The sequence below is a fragment of the Syntrophorhabdaceae bacterium genome (genome assembly GCA_035541755.1).
Lineage (GTDB): Bacteria > Desulfobacterota > Syntrophorhabdia > Syntrophorhabdales > Syntrophorhabdaceae > PNOF01.
Map to the genome: position 1 here is coordinate 1 of DATKMQ010000081.1, position 21,266 is coordinate 21,266.

The 21,266-nt window shown below is 51.0% G+C and carries 20 protein-coding genes; 18 read left to right on the top strand and 2 right to left on the bottom strand.

Annotated features, from left to right (window positions below; genetic code table 11):
• Positions 1-1,664, bottom strand: a 1,664-nt coding sequence (locus VMT62_07985) for a recombinase family protein (GenBank protein ID HVN96352.1), incomplete at its 3' end; no start/stop codon positions are given.
• 303 nt (positions 1,665-1,967) lie between these two features.
• Between VMT62_07985 and VMT62_07990 the strand changes: the two genes are divergently transcribed.
• Positions 1,968-2,171 carry a helix-turn-helix transcriptional regulator gene (locus VMT62_07990; protein ID HVN96353.1) on the top strand — a complete coding sequence of 68 codons (204 nt, stop codon included), beginning with the start codon at positions 1,968-1,970 and terminating at the stop codon, positions 2,169-2,171.
• 515 nt (positions 2,172-2,686) lie between these two features.
• On the opposite strand, the gene VMT62_07995 is transcribed toward VMT62_07990, so the two are convergent.
• Positions 2,687-4,810 (bottom strand): sigma 54-interacting transcriptional regulator, encoded by a 2,124-nt coding sequence (locus VMT62_07995; GenBank protein ID HVN96354.1) that lies wholly within the window; start codon positions 4,808-4,810, stop codon positions 2,687-2,689.
• 676 nt (positions 4,811-5,486) lie between these two features.
• On the opposite strand from VMT62_07995, the gene VMT62_08000 reads away from it, so the two are divergent.
• From VMT62_08000 to VMT62_08080, 17 genes are all read left to right on the top strand, one after another.
• Complete coding sequence (locus VMT62_08000) at positions 5,487-5,870, top strand: hypothetical protein (GenBank protein HVN96355.1); 384 nt, start codon at positions 5,487-5,489, stop codon at positions 5,868-5,870.
• A gap of 69 nt (positions 5,871-5,939) precedes the next feature.
• The gene (locus tag VMT62_08005; protein HVN96356.1) at positions 5,940-7,280 is read left to right on the top strand and encodes a hypothetical protein; all 1,341 of its coding nucleotides are present in this window, start codon (positions 5,940-5,942) and stop codon (positions 7,278-7,280) included.
• A 186-nt stretch (positions 7,281-7,466) separates the two neighbouring features.
• Positions 7,467-7,784: a rhodanese-like domain-containing protein gene (locus VMT62_08010; protein ID HVN96357.1), complete on the top strand. Its 318-nt coding sequence runs from the start codon at positions 7,467-7,469 to the stop codon at positions 7,782-7,784.
• Between the two features lie 286 nt (positions 7,785-8,070).
• On the top strand, positions 8,071-8,403 hold the full coding sequence (locus tag VMT62_08015) for an antibiotic biosynthesis monooxygenase (GenBank protein HVN96358.1): 333 nt from the start codon (positions 8,071-8,073) through the stop codon (positions 8,401-8,403).
• Positions 8,404-8,471: 68 nt separating this feature from the next.
• The gene (locus tag VMT62_08020) at positions 8,472-9,410 is read left to right on the top strand and encodes a cyclase family protein (GenBank protein ID HVN96359.1); all 939 of its coding nucleotides are present in this window, start codon (positions 8,472-8,474) and stop codon (positions 9,408-9,410) included.
• A 50-nt stretch (positions 9,411-9,460) separates the two neighbouring features.
• Positions 9,461-9,802 carry a cupin domain-containing protein gene (locus tag VMT62_08025; protein HVN96360.1) on the top strand — a complete coding sequence of 114 codons (342 nt, stop codon included), beginning with the start codon at positions 9,461-9,463 and terminating at the stop codon, positions 9,800-9,802.
• 11 nt (positions 9,803-9,813) lie between these two features.
• Entirely contained in the window at positions 9,814-10,593 is a 780-nt protein-coding gene (locus VMT62_08030) for an SDR family oxidoreductase (GenBank protein ID HVN96361.1), read from the top strand.
• 11 nt (positions 10,594-10,604) lie between these two features.
• The gene (locus tag VMT62_08035; protein HVN96362.1) at positions 10,605-11,540 is read left to right on the top strand and encodes a 3-hydroxyacyl-CoA dehydrogenase family protein; all 936 of its coding nucleotides are present in this window, start codon (positions 10,605-10,607) and stop codon (positions 11,538-11,540) included.
• Between the two features lie 6 nt (positions 11,541-11,546).
• Positions 11,547-14,540, top strand: coding sequence for a molybdopterin-dependent oxidoreductase (locus VMT62_08040; protein HVN96363.1), 2,994 nt, complete (start codon positions 11,547-11,549; stop codon positions 14,538-14,540).
• The gene (locus VMT62_08045) at positions 14,522-15,379 is read left to right on the top strand and encodes a 4Fe-4S dicluster domain-containing protein (protein ID HVN96364.1); all 858 of its coding nucleotides are present in this window, start codon (positions 14,522-14,524) and stop codon (positions 15,377-15,379) included. The genes VMT62_08040 and VMT62_08045 overlap by 19 nt, the downstream gene beginning before the upstream one ends.
• Positions 15,380-15,397: 18 nt before the next feature.
• Positions 15,398-16,045 carry a formylmethanofuran dehydrogenase subunit E family protein gene (locus VMT62_08050; protein HVN96365.1) on the top strand — a complete coding sequence of 216 codons (648 nt, stop codon included), beginning with the start codon at positions 15,398-15,400 and terminating at the stop codon, positions 16,043-16,045.
• Positions 16,046-16,051: 6 nt separating this feature from the next.
• Positions 16,052-16,987, top strand: coding sequence for a 3-keto-5-aminohexanoate cleavage protein (locus VMT62_08055; protein HVN96366.1), 936 nt, complete (start codon positions 16,052-16,054; stop codon positions 16,985-16,987).
• A complete protein-coding gene (locus VMT62_08060) occupies positions 16,974-18,017 on the top strand; it encodes a CoA-transferase (protein HVN96367.1) in 1,044 nt (347 codons plus the stop codon). The genes VMT62_08055 and VMT62_08060 overlap by 14 nt, the downstream gene beginning before the upstream one ends.
• A gap of 14 nt (positions 18,018-18,031) precedes the next feature.
• Positions 18,032-18,814 carry a CoA-transferase gene (locus VMT62_08065; GenBank protein ID HVN96368.1) on the top strand — a complete coding sequence of 261 codons (783 nt, stop codon included), beginning with the start codon at positions 18,032-18,034 and terminating at the stop codon, positions 18,812-18,814.
• 146 nt (positions 18,815-18,960) lie between these two features.
• On the top strand, positions 18,961-19,488 hold the full coding sequence (locus tag VMT62_08070) for a TRAP transporter small permease (protein ID HVN96369.1): 528 nt from the start codon (positions 18,961-18,963) through the stop codon (positions 19,486-19,488).
• Entirely contained in the window at positions 19,485-20,789 is a 1,305-nt protein-coding gene (locus VMT62_08075; GenBank protein HVN96370.1) for a TRAP transporter large permease subunit, read from the top strand. The genes VMT62_08070 and VMT62_08075 overlap by 4 nt, the downstream gene beginning before the upstream one ends.
• Positions 20,790-20,876: 87 nt before the next feature.
• Positions 20,877-21,266 (top strand): hypothetical protein (locus tag VMT62_08080; protein ID HVN96371.1); only part of this gene is annotated, 390 nt, incomplete at its 3' end.

A 21,266-nucleotide genomic window follows, 5' to 3' on the forward strand; every position in this document is an offset into this window, starting at 1 on the left:
CCTCTCCGCCATTGATACCAATTCGAACCCTTGTGCGCCTCATCCAGAAGTGCAAGGGTTGTTATTTTCGTGTGTGCGATGTAGTAAGGTTTGAACTCCCCAATTTGGCAAATATCGGGATCTTGTTTCAATTTGGGCTCAAGGTATATAGAACCCAATAACCCCTTGAGCGCCTCTGCTGACAGAGGGGTGTTTTGATTGAGCGCCTCTTGTAGATTCTCTAGTCGGTGAACGACCCATTCGTGAGGCGGTGCGGTGAAGGCCTGTGTCTTCTGGTATTCCAGGGAACGTAACTCTTCCGTGAGGCTCTCAGATTGGGTCTCTGCCTGTTGTAGTGCTTCAGAGACCGCCTTCGAGAAGTTACCTCTTTTGATGTAGCTGAGGTAGTTGTGGATTTCAGATTGGATCCTCTCGCATTGTGTCTTCTTCTTTCTAATAAGCTCAGGAACATCGTTTAGCTCTTTTCTGGCAGCGTGTTCCACATTCTCGTACACGTACTCAATGTTCTCCGGGGTTAATATGGTATTTTGCAGTTCCTGTAATATTGTCGTCTCCAGGCGCTTTCGGGGGACGAGGAGGTGATTAGTACACTTGTGCCGTCTGCTGTTATAACACCCGTAATACCCGCTGCCTTTCCCGCTTAAGAGCACTATGGGTCCATCACAGAGGGTGCATTGCATGAGGCCCGAGAAGAGGTATGTTGGGGTTGCATGGATATAGCTTCTCTGCGAGAGGCGTTCTTTCTCATGTTTTCGGATAGGCCACGTCTTGTCTATGGCCTTCCATCTATTCTGCGCTTTTTCCCACGTCTCCTGATCGATGATCACAAGGTCTTCCCGGAATGACTTTATGTGTTCATTCTCGGGCCGGGGCACGGTTCTGATTTTCCCGCTGAGGGGATCTCTGACGATCTTCTGTTTTCTCCACACCCACTCCCCGATATATTTCTCATTCTTGAGTATTCGGCTTAAGGTGGATACGTTCCACCCTCCGGGTAACCCCCGCTTGGTCGGCACCTTATCAATATTGAGGGAGTCAGCGATCTTGGCCAGGCTTCTCCCTTCGACAAACTGCCGGTATATGGAGCGAACCACGTCAGCTTCCTCCGGATGGACTTTGTGCACCATGCCGTCATATCTTTGCTTACCTCTCCTCGTCAATTTGAGCTCTCCTTGAGGTTGCGTGTAGTAGCCATACACATTCTCACCGGCACTGAAGCCTCGGAGCTTTTGCCCTTCAAGACCACGCATCGTCTTCTTTTTGAGATCATCGAGGTAAAGCTCGTTAATAAACACTCTGATATGGATGCTCAGTTTTGAGTTATCATCGTCACTTTGTATTCCATCCGCAATAGAGATGATTTTTATCTGGTGATAGCTGAAGGTGAGCACCACGGTAAGCATCTGGTGGTTGTTCCGGGAGAGCCTTGAGAGATCGTCTACCACAACGACATCTATTTCCTTCTGTCCTACTGCCTTTTCGAGTGCCTGCAGGCCCGGGCGGTTTGCTAAAGAGCCCGAAACCGCTTCGTCGGTAAATATATGTCTGTCTTCGAGAGCCATTCCCTGTTCAACGATATGCTTCTTGCAGACGCGGATCTGATCCTCGATGCTCTTTTCGCTCTGATTCTCCGAAGAGTATCTGGTATAAATGGCAGCCCTCATTTTGTGTCTCCAATGTTTGAGAAGAGGGCAGGGGTCTTCTTTACAGTCTCGACGTATTCGTTCACCAAGATACTGACTAGGACATCCAGGAGCTTCTGAAGGAAGGCATTATCCTGCCATTTCAAGCTAGCTGCATGACCGCTTTCTACTGTGTTAAGGGCGACTAGAGACATAATTCCTTGTACTCATACCGGAATAGGTATATATTAGGCTAAGTTATGACCAACTATATAGTATACTATAATACATATATTATATACATTTGATGCATAATGTCAAGTGTTATTGACACAGGAAGAAAGAGTGGATAAAAAGAAGCTGGGGAAAAAGATCAAGCTGGCAAGAGTGGAGCTTGATCTCAATCAAACCGAGCTCGCAACGAAGATCGGGACAACTCAGGAAAGCATATCTCGATATGAATCCGGACTGTCACTCCCGTCTCTGGAGACGCTCGTGAAGATAGCAAAAGCACTAAAAAAACCGACGAGTTATTTCTTGGACGAATAGCGAACGGGATTATTCGACTGACTCTTGTGTTCCTCCTTCGCATAGATTTAAAGATTTGGAATAGTACTCAAAGGTCGGCGCCTAAAGAGGCCTGAGCGACAGCAATGTGCCACATAAAGCAAATTACCCCGTGCGTTCCAATCACCGTTACCCTTGCTCATCAAGCTTGGTTACGAAACTCCGGGAAAAGCCATCAGGGGTAGCACCATGAGCATGAGTCCCGAAAGCAAAAATTGCTTTTTCCCGACCGAACGCATAGCTTCAGAAAAATTTGCCACATTGTACGGCTCAGCCGGCTGAAAGGCATTTCTTCTATCTGAACCTACCCCGACATGTAATGTCATTACGATTAATTGAAATCTGTTATTTTTCTGCAGTGAGTCGAAGCAATTTATGTGCCAACTATTCATTTGCACGCTAAGACATGGATAATACTGATGATATATTTCCCAATAATATTTGGTCAAATAGCGCTGATGAGACATATATCGCGACATATCGCGTAATTCGCACTATTATATTGGTTTTGGTCTGTTGATACCGAGTTTTTTCATTCGCGACCGGAGCGTTGACTCTTTAAGGCCAAGCAGCGTGGCCGCCCCCGATTTCCCGCTTATGCGCCATCCCGTTTTTTCCAGCATGCGGAGGATGTGATCCTTCTCCATGACGGCGAGCGCTATGCCCCTGGCGGCCATATTCACACCGTCAAAGTTATCTATATGCAGGGTAGAATCGGAACTTAAAATCATGGCCCGTTCGATCACATTGCGCAATTCTCGTATATTGCCGGGCCAGGAGTAGCTCTGCAAACGGTCCATGGTCCTTTTTGGAATGTCTACGATTGATTTTCCCATACTCTGATTGAATTCCCTTACGAATGCCCAAACCAGAAGCGGGATGTCCTCCAGACGCTCGCGGAGCGCGGGTATTGAGATAGGAAATACGTTTAGCCGATAGTAGAGATCGTTTCTGAATTTCTTCTCTTTAACGAGCTCCGTCAGGTCTTGATTCGTCGCAGCTATTATACGGACGTCGACAGAGATGGTCTCAGGGCTTCCGAGTCTCTCGAACTGGCCGTTCTCCAGAACCCTGAGCAGCTTTACCTGAAGTTCCAGAGGCAAGTCCGCGATTTCGTCAAGAAAGAGCGTTGAGCCGTTGGCCATTTCAAAGCGACCCGGCTGTTTCGATATGGCGCCCGTATACGCGCCTTTTTCACGCCCGAATAATTCACTTTCGATTAACGTTGGGGGCAGCGCCGCGCAGTTGACCGTAACCATAGGGCGCCCCTTGCGGGAGCTCATATTATGGATCGCCCGAGCCAAAAGCTCCTTTCCCGTCCCCGTTTCTCCCTGAATTAAAACATACGTCTCCCCTTTGGCAACTTTTTCGGCCTTTTGGAGAATCTTCCTGATCGCCGGGCTCTCACCAACGATCTTGTCGTGCCTGTATGTGAGCTCTATTTCTTGCCGTAAGTGAATATTCTCTTCTTCAAGACAGTTTTTAAGCTCTATGATCTCCTGAAATGCCTTCTTGAGTTTCTCTTCAGCTCCCTTCCGTTCGGTGATGTCTCTCGTCAGAGAAAGCAGGAGCTTTCGATCGCCCAGGTCCAGTCGGCCAAGTCGTACCTCCACGGGAAAAAGGAGGCCGCTCTTCTTCTTCTGGAGACCTTCGAAGGTAATGTGCTGCCCCGAGTTAAGGCGTTCCCAGAAACGTGGTATGTGTCTCTTGTTCTTGATCTCAATGTCGATATCGGCAATGTTCATTCGTAGAAGCTCTTCGTGCGTGTATCCCAGGGTTTTGCAGGCCTGCTTGTTGATATCGATGATATTACCTGCATAATCATGGATGAAAAAGGCGTCGCCCGCTTGCTCGACCAGCATTCTGAAGCGGTTTTCGCTCTCCTGCATAGACTGCTCGGCGCGTTTTCGGTCGGTGATATCCGTAATAAAACCCTCCCAAAAAACTTGCCCGGACGCCTCTCTTGTTCTTCTGCCGCTGAAGCTGATCCAGATTGTCTTCTGATCTTTTCGATTTGCTTGAATCTCTAATCTATCGACGAATCCTTTATTCTCCAATTCGTCTAGAATTGCCTGGCCCCTGCTTTCGTGAGCGTAAAGCCGGGAAATGTCCGGGATTGCCTTCAAAAATGAATCCGGAGAATCAAATCCAAAAATCTCAGAGAACTTTTGATTCACATAGAGAAACGCACCTTGCTTTGTGGTGCGATAGACTCCGATGACCGCATTGTTGACCATGGTCTTCCAAATTCCATCGCTGTTCGTTCTATTGCGGTCGACGCTAACCTGGTCAACTTCGCGACCTAGCGCCGTGGGTTTTTGCCTCCATTTTGAATGAGACTTTTCGGTCATGTCAACGCTTCCGTCTATTCTATAATTAAGTAGACATGAAAAACGGACAAAACGCAAGAATCTTGCTTTATCCTTAAGCGCGGCTATAGAATAGACAGGGCCGTTCACGTTAGGATTGAAGCCGTCCAAAGCCGAAACAGCGTGGGCGGTCTCCGGCATCAGGAACAACAAGGGTACCAGGTAAAGCAGAAAGGTTAAAAAGACCGATAGCCTTTTAGGTGTGATCATTTCCTTTACAGCCAACAATACCGTTCCTCGATCCTTGGTCATGACCCTTCCCGTTCCCGGGACAAATGAGCGGGTTGCAGATTACAGTCAAAACCAAAGCCTCTCCTCCTATCCCCGACACCCAATCATATTTGATCTCCATTTTCGAGCCGAATACGGGCAAACATACGGGGGCAGCCGGAAAAAGCGTTTTTCAACGGCTTCGTAACGGGTTGTCGCGGGTTTGTTGACATGCTCCTCGAGACATTCTGAAATCGAACCAAAAAATCGTATTCCACCCGCGCGTGTCTCCGGATATGTCAAAAGCCTTAAGCTTATATGCTGTCAATGCATAGGAGTTATTATTTGATAGCCATTAGCCCTATCGCGATGAATGGTACTAGGTATTAAAAGACCGAGATAAAATAGAAACGCTACGATTATCGTGATATGTCGCGAGACATCTTATATCCATATAATTCCAATTAAATCATTTCTGAAAGAGAAACAAGAGTATTATTGTACACTTGTAATATCGCTGAGAAACTCTTTTAGTCTGGCACAAAAATTGCTTCACACATTCGGCATATGGCGCAAGGGAGTGATGATTACCGTGCTGAACGCCGCTCTGCGCGTAGCATCGCGAGAATTGGAGAAACCGATCGGCGTTGAGGCGGCGCAGATGCAAGGAAACGATTAGGGGGTAGTGTCAGCAGAATTGCGAAAGGAGGGGAAAGTTATGAGAAAACGGACAAGCTATTGGTTAGTAGGTGCTATAACAGTCGTGAGTCTTGTGATGGCGGGTGTTTCAGCGGCTGCCTCGGATGGGATGTATGAGGTGGTAAGCCCTCTTGGTAAATCGATGGTAAAAGTAATAGCCCCAGCCCCTCGGCTGTCAACACTGGAAGGGAAGAAAATTGGGTTGATCTGGAATGCATTTACAAACGGCGATGTCCTGGCTGAAGCGTTCGCCAATCTGCTCAAAAAGCGGTTTGGGCAGATAGAGACAGTCAACCTGCCAAGTGGTAAGGGTCTGAGTTGGGGTGATTATCCTGACCCTTCCATAAAGGATATAGTTAAAGAAGCCAAGGTGGACGCAGTCATAGTGACGGTCGGCGGGTGAGGAACGTGCACCCCCGCAGTTGCGAGGACTACTAGTTGGACGGAGGCAGCCGGTATTCCGGCGGTAGCAGTGATATGCACGGGTTTTCTAAATACGGCTCGCTCAACGGCCCAAGCCGAAGGGGTAGCGAACATCCATATTGTGGAGTATCCGCCCCCCAATATTTCAATGCAAAGCCATGCAGAGGTCCAGGAATATGCCGCGAATCTTATTGTTAAGGTTATCGAAGCGCTGACCAGAGAGTCAACCAATATGTCAGTCAGCGAAGCGGGATCAGGGGGTGCTGAGCCAAAACCTAAGGACATAGTCTTTAAGGGCACCTATGAAGAAATAAACAGGTTTTTTTACGAAAGTCAGTGGACCGACGGATTGCCAATTGTCCCCCCGACGACTGAAAAGGTACAGGAGTTTCTCAGGTACACGGACCGTTCTCCCGACGAAGCATTAGGTACACTTCCTCCCGGGAACCGTGAAGCGACTGTGTGGACGGTCGCAGTGAACGGAGTGATGGCCGGGTGCCGTCCGGAATACATGCCAGCGTTGATCGCGGTGTCGGAGGCTGTGGCAGACCCTCGCTTTGGCATGCAATTCGCCGGTAGCACTGCCGGATGGTCACCAGTAATCATTGTGAACGGACCGATAATCAAGCAGCTAGATTTCAATTATGGACAGGGCGTCATGCGTTCCGCAAGGCAGGCCAATACCACATTAAGCCGCTTTCTGAGATTATTTATGCTCAACGTTCCGAGGTATGTCGTAGGCATGGATAAGGCAGCGTTTGGCCAGAATATCATTGTTGCTATTGCTGAAAACGAAGACGACAGCCCGTGGGAGTCTCTCTCGGTGAGCCGTGGATTCAAGACAGGCGTCAGTGTAGTAACAGTGACTTCTGCAGAGGCTGTAAGTGACAATTTCGAAACCTTTGGAACAGGGGAAGAACAGCTCAAGGGGTTAGCTAGGCAGACCGCTAAGGTGCTAGGCCAGGTTCCTTTCTGCCTCTCGTCGTTTTTTGGCCCTGAAAGATCGGTTGTGGTAGCGCTGACCCCCTTAGTTGCACGTACCATAGCAAAGGCTGGTTACTCGAAGAGCGATGTTCAGCAGTACCTTTTCAAGAATGTGAAAATACGGGCAGCGGAGTTTGACATGTTTCTGCCCCCCGGGTTCTTCGGCGGCACTGCTTGTGGATTTGTGGCTGCGGGTAAGATGGAGAAGCAGTTCTGTGAATCGACGGACGCGGACAGGATGCTTCCGCTTGTCCATTCGCCTAAGGATTACCTCATCATCATAACGGGGGATGCGGCAAGGAACCGGAACTTCGTGACGTTGCAGGGAGGGGATCAGGGATTTGCCGTAAGCAAGGCAATAAGGCTTCCAGTAAACTGGCAGAGTCTGATCCGGGCCACCAAATAACATAAGGCGTGGCAGCGATTCACGTCATTCGCAGCAGGACAAGAAGTGATTCATTTATTTCGAGGTGCGGCGATGAGGAATTCTATGTGGGGCTTGACGAAAGCGGTCTTGGTAGTCATACTGCTCCTTCTTTCCATTCCCCTCATTTCGTTGGCTTTTGACCGGGGCGAGGTTACGAGGATTTCTGTGGGAGAGCTCAAGAAAATGATGGATGACAAAACGGATGTGGTGATTCTCGATACCCAACCTACGAGCATTTACAAGAAGGGGCACATAAAAGGTGCCTCTTCATTCCCATGGAAGGAGAACATTGCTTTGGTAGAGACCGAGCTTCTGCCTAGGAACAGGTCCATAGTGTTGTACTGTGCTTGCGGGCCGGGAGAAGGAGACAGTGCAAGTGTTGCGGCACAGTTAATAGATCTTGGCTTCGATTTTGATTTGGTGAAAGTGCTGAAGGATCCCTCTATTGAGGGATGGAAAAAAGCCGGTTATCCTATGGAGTAGAAACAGTGGAAATGTTTTTAGGTTATACAAGGATGCTAGTGATGTGCGGGAAAACAGGAGCAATTGCCGCACTAATGACCCCACTATCATTTTGGCCGCTATCATCTCTGATTCTGATCCCAAGAGACGCCGGAATATAAGGGAGAGTCATATTGCAAAGCCTGTCACTCCCCAATAGCCAAAGGATGGGAGCAGACAAGACATGCGAAAGCCCTGGACAGCCTGAAGAAGACTAAAGCTTGAGTCAGCGACAACTCGTTTCGGGAGAAAAGAGTTCTTGGTTATTATGACGCTAAATGTCATCGTAGATTTTGAGAGAAGAACGGAGGTCATAAAACTATTCTCGCTCTATGTGGGCCCGGTTCTGGTTAAGCAAGGCTGCATGGGTGCGCGTCTTTACGCCGATTGCTCGGACGCAGGAGATTACATGATCTTTGAACGATGGCAATCCGCCAAGCATCTTCAAAAACATATACGATCTCGTGATTACCAAAGAATACTCGATATTATCGATCTCGCGAAAGAACCGCCAGAGATCAAGTTTCATTCGGTTCCCTCGGTTGAGGGGTTTGAGCTGGTTCAAGGGGCAAGAAAGAACATCGCTTACGGCGGTCTGTAAAGAAAGCGGCCGGATGCCGCCCGTAAGGCAGAGCCATAGCGAATCGAGACCAAGGAGGCAGATAGGAAATGGGGAAAAAGATATTTATTGATTTGAGTCATCCGTTTGGCGCGGACATACCACTCTGGCCGTATTTTCAGAAGCCGGTCATCGACACTATGCATGGCCTTGCCAAGTCCGGCGTCTTAAGTCAAAAGGTCACCGTGGTGATGCACGCGGGCACTCACGCCGATTCGCCCCGTCATGTAATGGAGCGGGACTTCGAAGGCAAACGCACGAGGTACACCCATGAGCTTCCGGTAGACGCCTATTGCGGTTTAGCGATCTGCCTCGATGTCAAGGTGAGCCCCTGGGAGCTCATCACCGACAGGCACCTTGATGAGGCCTGTGCTCGTGCCAGGTTCGACCCCAAGGAACTAAAAAACGGCATGGTCCTTTTGCTGAGGACCGGCACCCATCTTCTGTATGATGACAGCAAGGACTACTACCACTATTCGCCTGGTACAGGGCTTCGTGCGGGTCAGTGGATCGAGAAATATCATCCGAAATGTGTGGCCATGGACATGCAGGCTTTAGACCATCCGCTCCACACCGCCATGGGCAAGAACGGCCCGACCCAGATGAACCTGCCAGGACGTACCGGCCGTCCCATCACCCAGGAGTATATCGACAAGTACGGTATCGAACAGTACGCGTGGTTCGATCGCGAAGTGTTCATCCAAACCTTCGGCATGGACCGCTATATGGAAGAGTATGGCAAGCTTGAGAAGGCCGGCGAGTGGGGTACCTGGGAACCCTGCCACAAGTATATGATGGGTAACGGCATCGTTGGTATCGAAAATATCGGCGGTGACCTGGAGAAGGTTGTTGGGAAGCGATTTCAATTCTGGTGCTTCCCGCTCCGCTGGTACATGGGAGATGGAACCATGGTCCGCTGCGTGGCCGAAATTGATGAGGCTGGTATAAACGATGCACCGGACCGCGTATACAAATATGGAGTCATATAAGGATACGCTTATCATACGGCCAACAAGATGAGAGTATAAGGAGAGCGTTTATGAAGAAGATAGAGCTGAAGGACGTAAAACCGTACGCAGCCCCGGGGCATTTCAATATGACGGCTATGAGACTACAGGGAAAAGAAGAGACAGGCGCCTCCGAGTTCTGGGTAGGGCTCTCCCACTTTCTGCCGGGAGGCGGCGCCGAGTGGGGGTATGAGGATAACCCGCTCGAAAAAGTCTACTTTGTACTCGAGGGGGAGATCACCGTAAAAAGCAAAACCGAAGAATTCACCCTGCGCAGGAACGATTCGATCTTCATCGGTCCAAACGAGGGAAGGGAGATCATGAACAAGACAAATTTTCCGGCAAGTATGCTCGTCATCATCAACTACCCCTGAAGAGGCTGACCATGAAAAAACAGGACGTGACGGATCTTTTCGATATCACTGGCAAGGTCGCGCTCGTTACCGGCGCCACAGGCGGGCTCGGAGGGGTTGCAGCCAAAGCCCTTGCCGCAGCGGGAGCCAGGGTGATGCTCACAGGCCGCAATGTGGAAAAACTTGAAAAGCACACAAAAGAGATTATTGCTGACGGCGGTACCGCAACATTCTCAAAAGGAGACCCAGCGATCCATGATGAGGTGATCCGTGTGGTAAAAACCACAGTCGATACCTTCGGCGGCATCGATATTCTTGTAACCGCCGCCGGGGTCAACAAGCCTGGCATGATCACTGAGCAATCCGATGAAGAATGGCAGATCATCATGGATGCCAACGTGAAAGGCACTTACCTCTTCTGTAAAGAGGTGGGTAAAGTCATGATTGAACAGGGAAGAGGCGGCAAGGTAATCCTCATCGGCTCAGTCCGGGGGGAGCTCGGCCTTTCCCGTTACACGGGCTATTGTCCATCCAAAGGGGCCGTGCACCTGCTTGCCAAAACTCTGGGCTGCGAATGGGGCCCCCACAAGATCAACGTGAACTGCATAGCCCCTGCCGTGTTCAGGACCGAACTCACCCAGTGGATATACGACGACGCTTCGGTACACAAGACTTTCTTAAGCCGGATCCCCATCGGAAGGCTGGGTGAGCCAGAGGATTTTATTGGGTCTGTCATATTTCTTGCCTCACGGGCATCAGACTGGATGACCGGCTCGGTCATGTATGTGGATGGTGGATATACGGCAGGGTAAGAGGACATAAGATGGAAAAAGAACGCGTCGCCATTATAGGCGCCGGGATGATGGGCCATGGTCTGGCGCAAATATTCGCAGCGGGAGGTTACGAGGTGGTGCTCACCGATGTAAACGGCGAACTGCTGTTGAAGGCCCTCATAAATGTGCGGACTAATATGACCTTTCTCGCCGACAACGGACTCGGTAGCAGAGAAGAGATTGAACCCGGTTTAGCCCGTATTCGCACAACAACATCATTGAAAGAGGCGGTCTCTCACGCGCAGGTTGTTATCGAGGCCGTTTCGGAGAACTTAGGACTCAAACAGAAGATCTTCCAAGATATGGAAGACTATTGTCCTGTAGATACAATCCTCGCCAGTAACACGTCTGTTATAAGTATAACCGAAATCGCGCAGAGAACAACGCACAAGAACCGTGTCGTGGGAACACATTTCTGGTTTCCTCCCTATCTCATCCCACTTGTAGAAGTGGTCAAGGGGCGAGAAACCTCCGATGAAACGATGGATTTCACGTACGACTTCATGAAGAGAGCCGGCAAACATCCTATCAAGTGTCTCAAGGATGTACCCGGCTTCGTGGCAAATCGCCTTCAACATGCGCTCTGGAGGGAGGCCATCTCCATGGTCGAGCATGGCATTGCCGATGCCGCCACGGTTGACGATGCGATAAAGCATAGCTTCGGCATCAGGCTCTCCGTGCTCGGTCCTCTTGAGAACGCCGACATGGCAGGGCTCGATCTTACCCTCCAAATCCACAACTACATTCTACAATATCTGGAAAGCTCGCCGGCGCCATCGGCCGTTCTCATACAAAAGGCCGCAATCGGGGAGTTAGGCATGAAGAGCTCAAAGGGATTTTATGACTGGACACCCGACAAAGAAGGAGAGCTAAGGAAAAGATTACTCAATCATCTGATCGAGTGGAACAAAAAACAGAAGACTTAGGAAACTATGAAATCGATTTTGAGAAAAATCGCGAAGTTTGATCGAATTAGTCGCTCGTTGTTGAGAACGGTTCTTTTTGGGCTTGTGATTATGTTGAAGCTTACCGCACGAAAGTATCCACATTTTCACGAGCGGCTTTGCGAGAAAGATCTTACAGTGCAACTGAAACTAAGAGGCGAGCCGCTAGGGCGATACTACATCCTAAGAAACGGCAATCTCCGCTCCTCAGCCGGTATATATCATAACCCTGACGTAACGATATGGTTCGAGAGCCCCCCAATCGCTTTAGAGTTGCTTGTTCCTCACAGAGACCAACTTGCGATGACCAACGCTATGAAGAACTTCCAGATAGGCCTTGAGGGTCCGGAGGAACTGAGCAGTTGGTTTCTGGAAACCTTAAGTATCATGCTCAGCGCCGGCCTCAAGTATGGCACGGATGTGGGCAAGGGCGTCATGCGGTACACGAGTAATACTAACGGAGGCCCTGTATTTGTCTATGTAAAGGAAGGCAGGATTGTAAGGATCACACCTATAGAGTTCGACGACAAGGATGCACCCCCTTGGAGCGTCAACGCCAGGGGCAGAACTTTTACACCTCCTCGCAGAACAACGATATCACCTCATGCGCTCGTATTTAAGTCCATGATCTATTCTCCGGATAGGCTCCTCTATCCCATGAAGCGTGTTGACTTTGAGCCTCACGGTGCGCTAAACCCACAGAACCGGGGTGTATCCGGTTATGAAAGAATAAGCTGGGAAGAGGCCCTCGATATTGTGGCAGACGAAATCAAACGAGTGAAAAAGGAACACGGGCCCGGCGCCATCTTGAATGGGAGTGGTTCCCACCATCTTTGGGGGATCCTTGGCTACTGGCTTTCAGCTCGCTTGAGGTTCTTCAACAATATTGGATGGACGCCCGTGGGTCATAACCCTGACAGCTGGGAAGGCTGGTATTGGGGCGCTTTGCATCATTGGGGCCAGAGTATGCACCTTGGAGCGCCGGAAAGCTATGGCACGGTCGAGGATTGTTTGAAGGAATGTGAAATGATTGTCTTCTGGTCGAGCGATCCCGAATCAACAAGTGGCGTCTATGCCGCTTTCGAAGGGACCGTACGTCGCCAGTGGCTCAAAGAATTGGGCGTGAAAATGGTTCACATCGATCCATTTTACAATCACACGGCGGCGCTCTTCGGCGGGAAGTGGTTGGCCCCGAGACCGGCTACGGGCAATTCCCTCGCCCTTGCGATTGCCTATGTATGGATTACGGAAGGTCTCTACGACAAGAAATATGTTGCAGAACGCACGCAGGGCTTCGACCGTTGGAAAGAGTATGTGCTTGGTAAGGACGATGGTATTCCCAAAACCCCGGAATGGCAGGAAGGAGAGGCAGGTATTCCCGCAAAAGACGTTCGCGCTTTAGCACGGGAGTGGGGATCTAAGAAGACGTATCTGGCGGCCGGTGGCCTTTCAGGCTTCGGCAGCGCCTGTCGAGACGCTACGGGCAATGAGTGGGCCCGGTCCATGGTCTGTCTCATGGCCATGCAGGGGCTCGGCAAGCCCGGGGTCAACATGGGAAGCGCCCAGCAAGGCACACCCATAGACACCAGCTTTTACTTCCCCGGTTATGCCGAAGGAGGTCTGTCCGGAGACATAGCCGGCACGGCCCTTGGGGTCAGCCTCTATGTCCGCATGCCCCAACTCCCCACGGTCAATACGGTCTATCAAATGGTGCCCCGGCTCCGTATACCTGAAGCTATACTCGATGGGCACACCCACGGCTATCCGACCGACCCCAAAACCATCGAAGGGCAGTTCAGACGATATGACTATCCGGCGCCGGGGTATTCGACGATAAAAATGTACTACAAATACGGGGGTTCTCATTTGGGTACTATGTGCGAGAGCAACCGCTATGCCGCCATGTATCGTTCAGATAACCTTGAGTTCGTGGTAAACCAATCTATCTGGTTTGAAGGTGAAGCGAAGTTTGCCGACATCATCCTGCCTGCCTGTACCAATTTTGAACGATGGGACATTAGCGAATTTGCCAATTGCGGGGGCTATATCCAGCACAGTTTCAACCAATGTAACCATCGTGTGGCCGTGATCCAACATAAGTGCATAGAGCCACTGGGCGAATCCAAATCGGACTTCCAGATTTTTCTGGAACTTGCCAAAAGATTGGGCTTTGGTATCATGTTCTCCGAGGGTGCCACCGAGTACGATTGGTGCAGGCGACTGTTTGATGCGACAGACCTGCGAAAGGCAATCTCATGGGATGAGTTCTTGAAGAAGGGATACTACGTTATCCCGGCCCCGAGGGAAGAGTTAAGGGCGCCCGTCTCTTTCCGGTCCTTTGCCGAGGACCGGCTCAAAGATACCCCGGAGATCGCGCCGTTGCCGGCCGACTACACGGAACAGGTATTCAAGGGCCTGCAGACCCAGTCGGGAAAAATCGAATTCGTCTGTTCCAGTTTGGAGCGTTTCGATCCCGATGACCCGGAAAGGCCGGTCATGACCAAGTACATACCTGCCTGGGAGGGTCATCATACCACGGATCTGTATGCAAAATATCCCCTTCAGTTGATCACGCCACACCCGAGATACAGTTTTCATACCATGGGTGATGGTAAACAGAGCTGGATAAACGACATTGAGGATCATCGTGTGCTCATCGATGGCTACTATTATTGGATTGCGCGGATGAATCCCCATGATGCGAAAACGCGGTCGATTAAGAACCACGATCTCGTAAGAGTATTCAATGATCGGGGCTCAGTGATCTGCGCAGCGCAGATTACTGAACGAGTTGGTCCGGGTACAATACACTCTTATGAAGGATCGGCAGTCTATGATCCGATCGGTGAACCTGGAAAATCTGCGGACCGAGGAGGGTGCATGAATATACTGACCCCGGCTCGTCCCATCATCAAGAAGTCGCACAGCATTGCAGCAAACTCATGTCTCGTGGAGATCGAGAAGTGGCAGATTCAGAGATGAAGGGTTGGTATTTCATCATTGATGTTGAGAAATGCGAGAACTGCAACAACTGTTTCCTGGCATGCAAGGATGAGCACGTTGGCAATGAATGGACCGGCTATGCCGCACCTCAGCCAGATCAAGGGGCGGGTTGGATGAAAATTACCGGAAAAGAACGAGGAAAATTCCCGTTGATCGATGTGGCATACTTGCCCATGCACTGCATGCACTGTGATGATGCTCCATGCCTCAGATCCGCAGAAAACGGATCGGTCTACAAAAGACCTGATGGCTTAGTGATCATAGATGCTGTCAGAGCAAGAGGGCAAAGAGAACTTGTCAAGACTTGCCCGTATGGCCTTATCCGATGGAACGATCATCTTTCGGTACCACAGAAATGTACCGGCTGTGCCCATCTCATCGATGAGGGCTGGACCAAGAGCCGCTGCATCCAGTCCTGTCCCACGGGGGCGCTTTCCATGCGATATCTCGATGGTGAGGCCATGAAAGAGATAATCAGGGCTGAGGGGCTTGAAACTTACAGGTCAGACCTCAAAACCAGGCCACGTGTCTATTACAAGAACCTGTACCGGTTTACCCGATGTTTCATCGCAGGTAGTGTAGCTGCCCAGAAAGACGGCAGGGACGAATGCGTTCAAGGAGCCGAGGTGGTCCTGTCGGATTCGGCGGGCAGGTTTGTGGCCACGACCTCAACCGACAATTATGGTGATTTCAAATTTGATAATTTGGAAGAGGGCAGTGGTATATACCGAGTCTCGATACGATATGCGGGCCACGGACAGAAACTTCTTGAGATGCGGTTGGAGCATAGCACCGACGTGGGGGTCGTTTATGTCTGATTATCCGGAGGAAAGGGCATGAGGGTGCGCAGCTACAGCTTTGATAGGTACGTCGAACTGGTCCGAGACTTCCACGGTTATGCAGCTCCCGGCGTGCTCGTTGGCGGATACATGGTGGATTTGGCCTACCGGCATCTTCACAAAGCAGGATTATATAATGCGCTTTGCGAAACCCGCAAATGTCTGCCCGATGCGATTCAACTCCTCACGGCTTGCACCACGGGCAATGGATGGCTGACCATTCATGATACGGGTCGTTTCGCCGTCACTTTTTATGAGAAAAGAAGTAGACAGGGCATACGGGTTTCTATTGACACGTCTAAGCTCGATTTTTGGCCCGAGATTAAGACTTGGTTCTTGAAGCTTAAGCCCAAGGCTCAGCAAGAGGAAGGTCGATTACGGGCGGAGATCAGCGCAGCGGGGAGCAGTATCTGTGTAACTCGCTATGTAAAAGTTGCCGACCGCTTCATCATTGCAAAAGACCACGGCCCAGTTGTAGTTTGCCCATGTTGTAATGAAACATATCCGTCGAGTGTTCACGGTCTGTGTCCAGACTGCCGAGGTGAATCCGGGTTCGTAAGATTGCCGGAGAGTGAGCTGGAATCGAACCGGAAAACGACTGATCAAACATATCAAATGGCATCGAGAAACTTAAACCGGAGGTAAATCGAGATGGATAAACTCATCATCACCGCCGCTTTGACTGGCAATATCACCCTGCCGGTACAAACCCCATACCTGCCGCTTACCCCTGAGCAGATTATTGATGATGCCGTGAGGGCGGCAGATGCCGGGGCGGCCTCGGTACACATCCATGCAAGGGACCCAAAAACGGCAAAGCCTACAACAGACCCAGAGGTCTACCGTCAGATCGCCCAGGGTATCAAGGCGAGATCGAACGTGATCGTCTGCATTACAACCGGCGGTGTTACCGGCATGACGGCAGAACAGAGGGTCCAGGTAGTCCCAAACTTGAAACCCGAGCTTGCCACCTTCAACACGGGCTCCATGAACTTCTCCATTCATCCTATCGTCAGCCGCTACAAGGATGAAGACTACAAATACCCCTGGGAAAAGGAATTTGCCCAAGGTCTCAAGGGGTACATCTTCAGCAACAACTTTGCAGATATGGAGGTCTTCTGTACGACAATGAGAGAGAGTAGGACCAAGCCGGAGCTTGAAGCATACGACGTGGGCCATCTCTACAACGTCCGTTACCTCGTAAAACAGAAACTCGTAGAGCTGCCCGTGTGGGTCCAGTTTGTAACGGGAGTCCTGGGAGGTATCGGCTCAGATTTAGAAGACGTCATGTACATGAAACGGACTGCCGACCGTCTTTTGGGAGAGGCGAACTACAAATGGTCGGTGATCGGCGCGGGTTACCCCGCGGAATTCCAGCTTGATACTCTGGCCATCATGATGGGCGGTCACGCACGGGTCGGTATGGAAGACAACATCTTCATAGAGAAAGGCGTGCTCTGCAAGAGCAACGCGGAGCTCGTGGCCAAGGTGGTGCGCATAGCAAAGGAATTGGGTAGGGAGGTAGCAACCCCCGATGAGGCACGCGCCATACTGGGACTTAAAGGGAGAGAGAATGTCGATTACTGACAAACGAGGGGTTCCCCAGTCGAATGTACTCCTTGAGGGTCAGGGTGAACTCATCGGGTGGTACGACCCCGATGATGCGAGAGACTGGGTGATTCAGAATAAATCGTCACAACGCAAGAACAATATCGTCAGCATAGAGGAAGCGGTCAAGAAGTATATCCACGATGGAGACTATATCGCGAGCGGAGGCTTCGGTCATGTCCGGGTCTCTATGGCCATTGTCTACGAGATCATCAGACAGAAAAAGCGTAACCTCGTGATGGCAGGCAAGACCGCGGTTCATGATCTCGATCTGCTCGTGGGTGCAGGCTGTGTGAACAAGGTAGAAGCGGCCTATTCCTTCGGTCATGAGATGCGAGGTCTGTCTCCGGCATCACGCAGAAAGGTCGAGTCCGGTGAGTGCGTGGTAGCCGCGGAGACTAGTAATGCCGGTTACCAGTGGAGGTTTTTGGCCGGCATGATGGGCCTCTCCTTCATTCCGGCCCGTACGCTCCTCGGTACCGATACGCTAAACCACAGTTCTTGTAAAGTCATCGAAGATCCCTTCACCGGTAAACCCGTGGCCCTCATCCCTGCGGCCTATCCGGACTGCGCATTCATCCATGTGCACCGGTGCGATATGTACGGCAACAGTCAGATCGACGCCAACTCCGTTGAGGATTTTGAACTTGCGCGCTGTGCGAGACACCTCATCATCACGACTGAAGAGATTGTCGATGAAGAGCTTATTCGCAGAGAACCATGGAGGACCATCATACCCTTCATGGTGGTCGACGCCGTGGTGCAGGTCCCATACGGCTCCCATCCCTGCGAGATGCCAGGCCTGTACTACTACGACGAAAACCACATCGCGGAATGGCTCGATCTATCAAGAACAGAAGAAGGTACACAGCAATACCTCCATAAATACGTATTCGGTGTTCGGTCTTTTGATGAATACATGGAGCTTGTGGGCGGTGTACGTCAGATGAGCTATCTCAAGAGGAGAGAGTTTCTCCAAGAGCCTATGACCGCACCCTGGAGAAAATGAAAGAGGCTCCCCACATGACAGAGAACAAACCCAATTATAATATCCGAGAATACCTGGCATATCTCGGCGCCGTGGCCTTAGAAGACAGAAAGGCCGTCTTTGTGGGTACAGGCCTTCCCATCATCGCCGCCATGCTCGCACAGAAGACCCACGCCCCTCACCTGCTCATCATGTTCGAGGCAGGGGGCATCGGCCCGAATCTTCCTGAGCTTCCTATCTCTGTGGGGGAATCGAGGACTTTCCACAAAGGACTCATCGCCACCAGCATGCACGATATCATGTCGCTCTCCCAGGCGGGTTATATCAACTACGGGTTCTTGGGGGCCGCTCAGATGGATAGATACGGCAATATCAACACGACAGTCATCGGGGACCATGATCACCCCAAAACTCGTCTACCCGGCTCCGGAGGCGCAGCAGATGTGGGCTCCTTCTCCCGCAAGCTCATCATTATCGCAGCCAAACAGTCCAAACAGACCTTCGTGAATAAAGTGGACTTCCTTACCACTGCCGGGTATCTCACTGGGTTTGGGGCGAGAGAGAAGGCGGGCCTTCCGAGGAATACGGGACCGCATAGAGTCATCACGCAGATAGGCGTCTATGGGTTCCGGGAGGCAACCAAGGAACTGGAGATCGTGTCACTCCACCCCGGGGAGACCCTTGAGGCGGCACAGGCAAACAGTAGCTTCCCAATACACATCCCTGAGGTACTTGAAACAAGCCCTACTCCTCCTCCCGAGTACCTCAGGATCTTAAGAGAAGAGGTCGATCCCATGGGGATCGTAATAGGGAAGTAGGGCGATGAAATGGAAGACATGGGGATGGAAGATGAGCTTTACAATGCTTCGAATTTGGCAGTATAGTGGTGAAGATTTGAGTATGAAAAATTGGCCTGGCTGCTTCCAAATAGCAGAGGAAAGCTGTCACGGACGGGAGGCTCAGCATGGGAAAAATTGAAGAGTGGATTCAGAGAGTGATCAAGTGGGGTACACTGCTTGCCTTGCTTATCATGGGCGGTGTTTTGATCCTGATCGTGATTACGGCTGTGGCGCGTCTTTTGGGATATACCCTGCCGGGAACCTTCGACCTCGTGGAAACCTACATGATGGTGGTGGGGGCGTTCGCCCTCGCATATTGCGAATCTCTAAACGCTCAAGCAAAGGCCGAGGTTATTATAGACCGGGTTTCCACTCGCGCGAGGGTGCGCTTTGCGGTCTTTACAACCTTTCTGACCCTTGTCTACTGGGGGGTGATCCTCTGGGCCGGTTTAAGAGCCCTGGCGGACAAAATAGTCCGCGGAGAGAGGACAGATCTGCTCGGGGTCAACATAGTGCCTTCTCGGACGCTTTGGATGTGCGCGGTTGCGCTGATGTTTCTGTTCCTTGTGTTCAAATTTTTTCAGCACATTAAAGATGCGGTGACAGGTGAAAAAGACGATGCATCACATGCCGCGAAAGGGGTATCAGAATGAGTCCGGAAATACTGGGTCTATTAGGTTTCGCGTGCATTTTTGCCCTGCTTGCCACGGGTATGCCCATCGGCGCCACCCTGGGCCTCGTCGGGTTTGCCGGCATGTGCCTACTCTACCCATTGGGCGGGGCCTTGATCAAGATGGCAACGACCCCCGTGGACATTATTTCCAGCTACCAGTTCGCCGTCATGCCTCTGTTTGTGCTCATGGCCCAGGTAACCTTCACCTGTGGGTTTGGAGCCGATCTTTTTAACCTCGCCTCCAAATGGCTCGGTCATCATCGGGGCGGACTCGCCATGGCGAGCATCGCCGGGTCTGCGGGATTCGGTGCGTGCAGCGGCAGTAGCCTCGTGACCGCTGCCACGGTCAATCTCGTTGCCCTGCCTGAGATGAGAAGATACGGATATGATACGAAACTTGCCGTGGGTTCAATCGCGGCCGGCGGCACCATAGGGAGCCTCATCCCCCCGAGCACCATGTTCATTATTTACGGAATTCTCACGGGTGCTTCCATAGGCAAACTTTTTGCGGCGAGTCTTATCCCCGCTTTGCTTACGACCGTCTCATACTTCATTACCGTCTATATCCTCTGTTCCATTAATTCCAAAGCCGGCCCTCGGGCGCCGGCGGCGCTTCTTACGGATAAGATGGGTGCGCTCAAGAATTGCTGGGAGATACTCGTATTGCTTGTCATAACCATAGGCGGAATGATCTATGGCATTTTCACGCCCACGGACTCGGGGGCCATTGGCGCCTTCGGCGCAATTCTTCTCGGTTTCTTTAAAAAGCGACTCAACTGGAAATCGCTCCTTTCCGCCGGCATGGCCACCATGAAGACGACCGGCATAATGTTTACCGTGCTCATAGGCGCTATGATTTTCAACTTCTTCTGTGCAAAGACAAGGCTCCCGCAAATGGCCGCCGACTGGGTAGTTGGACTCCATATATCCCCCTGGGCGGTAATAGGGGTGATTGTAGTGATCTATTTCTTTCTTGGCATGGTCATGGAGGCACCCTCCATCCAGATCCTCACCATACCGGTCTTTTATCCCATTATCGTGAACGCACTGGGATTTGACCCCATCTGGTTCGGCGTGGTGCAGGTACGCATGCTTGAGATCAGCCTGATTACACCCCCGCTTGGCATGCTCGCCTACATAATAGCGGGCACAGACAAGGAACTAAACATCGGGATTGTCTTCAGGGGGGCGGCCCCTTTTCTCTTGATGGAACTTATTACACTGCCGCTTTTCGTATTCGTAACACCCATCACGCTGTGGCTGCCAAGCCTCATGAAGTAGACAACTTAGGAGGTGACAGAAAGAAAGCAGGTGAGAAACATGGCGACATGCAGATGGCGCCACAAAAAAATCATAAAGGAGCAAAAGATGAAAAAGAAAAGACTGATTATGCTTTCGTCGGTGGCAGTTCTCGCTATAATGGTCGTCTTATCCGGCCACGCCCAGGCCCAGCAGAAAGTGATCGAACTGACATATGGCACACCCTGGGGTGCGGACCATACATTTAGCATCGCAGACAAGAAGTGGATCGCCAAGATAGAGAAAGAGACAAACGGCAGGGTGAAGATTACGCCCTATTGGGGAGGCCAGATCATCGGCGGCCAAAATCAGGTGGAAGAGCTGGCGGCGGGTGCGGCGGACATTGGCTATATCCTGCCCGTGAATAGCAAAACCGGTTTTCAGATTGGTAAGGCCACGATGCTCTTTTTCGCGGGTGCGAACGACAACTCAGGATCGCGGGCTTTCAAAGCCCTGAGA

Coding starts and splice junctions, on each gene's coding strand:
- VMT62_07995 (HVN96354.1), bottom strand. CDS start 4,810: ATGACCAAGGATCGAGGAACGGTATTGTTGGCTGTAAAGGAAATGATC.
- VMT62_08000 (HVN96355.1), top strand. CDS start 5,487: ATGAGAAAACGGACAAGCTATTGGTTAGTAGGTGCTATAACAGTCGTG.
- VMT62_08015 (HVN96358.1), top strand. CDS start 8,071: ATGACGCTAAATGTCATCGTAGATTTTGAGAGAAGAACGGAGGTCATA.
- VMT62_08020 (HVN96359.1), top strand. CDS start 8,472: ATGGGGAAAAAGATATTTATTGATTTGAGTCATCCGTTTGGCGCGGAC.
- VMT62_08025 (HVN96360.1), top strand. CDS start 9,461: ATGAAGAAGATAGAGCTGAAGGACGTAAAACCGTACGCAGCCCCGGGG.
- VMT62_08030 (HVN96361.1), top strand. CDS start 9,814: ATGAAAAAACAGGACGTGACGGATCTTTTCGATATCACTGGCAAGGTC.
- VMT62_08035 (HVN96362.1), top strand. CDS start 10,605: ATGGAAAAAGAACGCGTCGCCATTATAGGCGCCGGGATGATGGGCCAT.
- VMT62_08040 (HVN96363.1), top strand. CDS start 11,547: ATGAAATCGATTTTGAGAAAAATCGCGAAGTTTGATCGAATTAGTCGC.
- VMT62_08050 (HVN96365.1), top strand. CDS start 15,398: ATGAGGGTGCGCAGCTACAGCTTTGATAGGTACGTCGAACTGGTCCGA.
- VMT62_08055 (HVN96366.1), top strand. CDS start 16,052: ATGGATAAACTCATCATCACCGCCGCTTTGACTGGCAATATCACCCTG.
- VMT62_08060 (HVN96367.1), top strand. CDS start 16,974: ATGTCGATTACTGACAAACGAGGGGTTCCCCAGTCGAATGTACTCCTT.
- VMT62_08065 (HVN96368.1), top strand. CDS start 18,032: ATGACAGAGAACAAACCCAATTATAATATCCGAGAATACCTGGCATAT.
- VMT62_08070 (HVN96369.1), top strand. CDS start 18,961: ATGGGAAAAATTGAAGAGTGGATTCAGAGAGTGATCAAGTGGGGTACA.
- VMT62_08075 (HVN96370.1), top strand. CDS start 19,485: ATGAGTCCGGAAATACTGGGTCTATTAGGTTTCGCGTGCATTTTTGCC.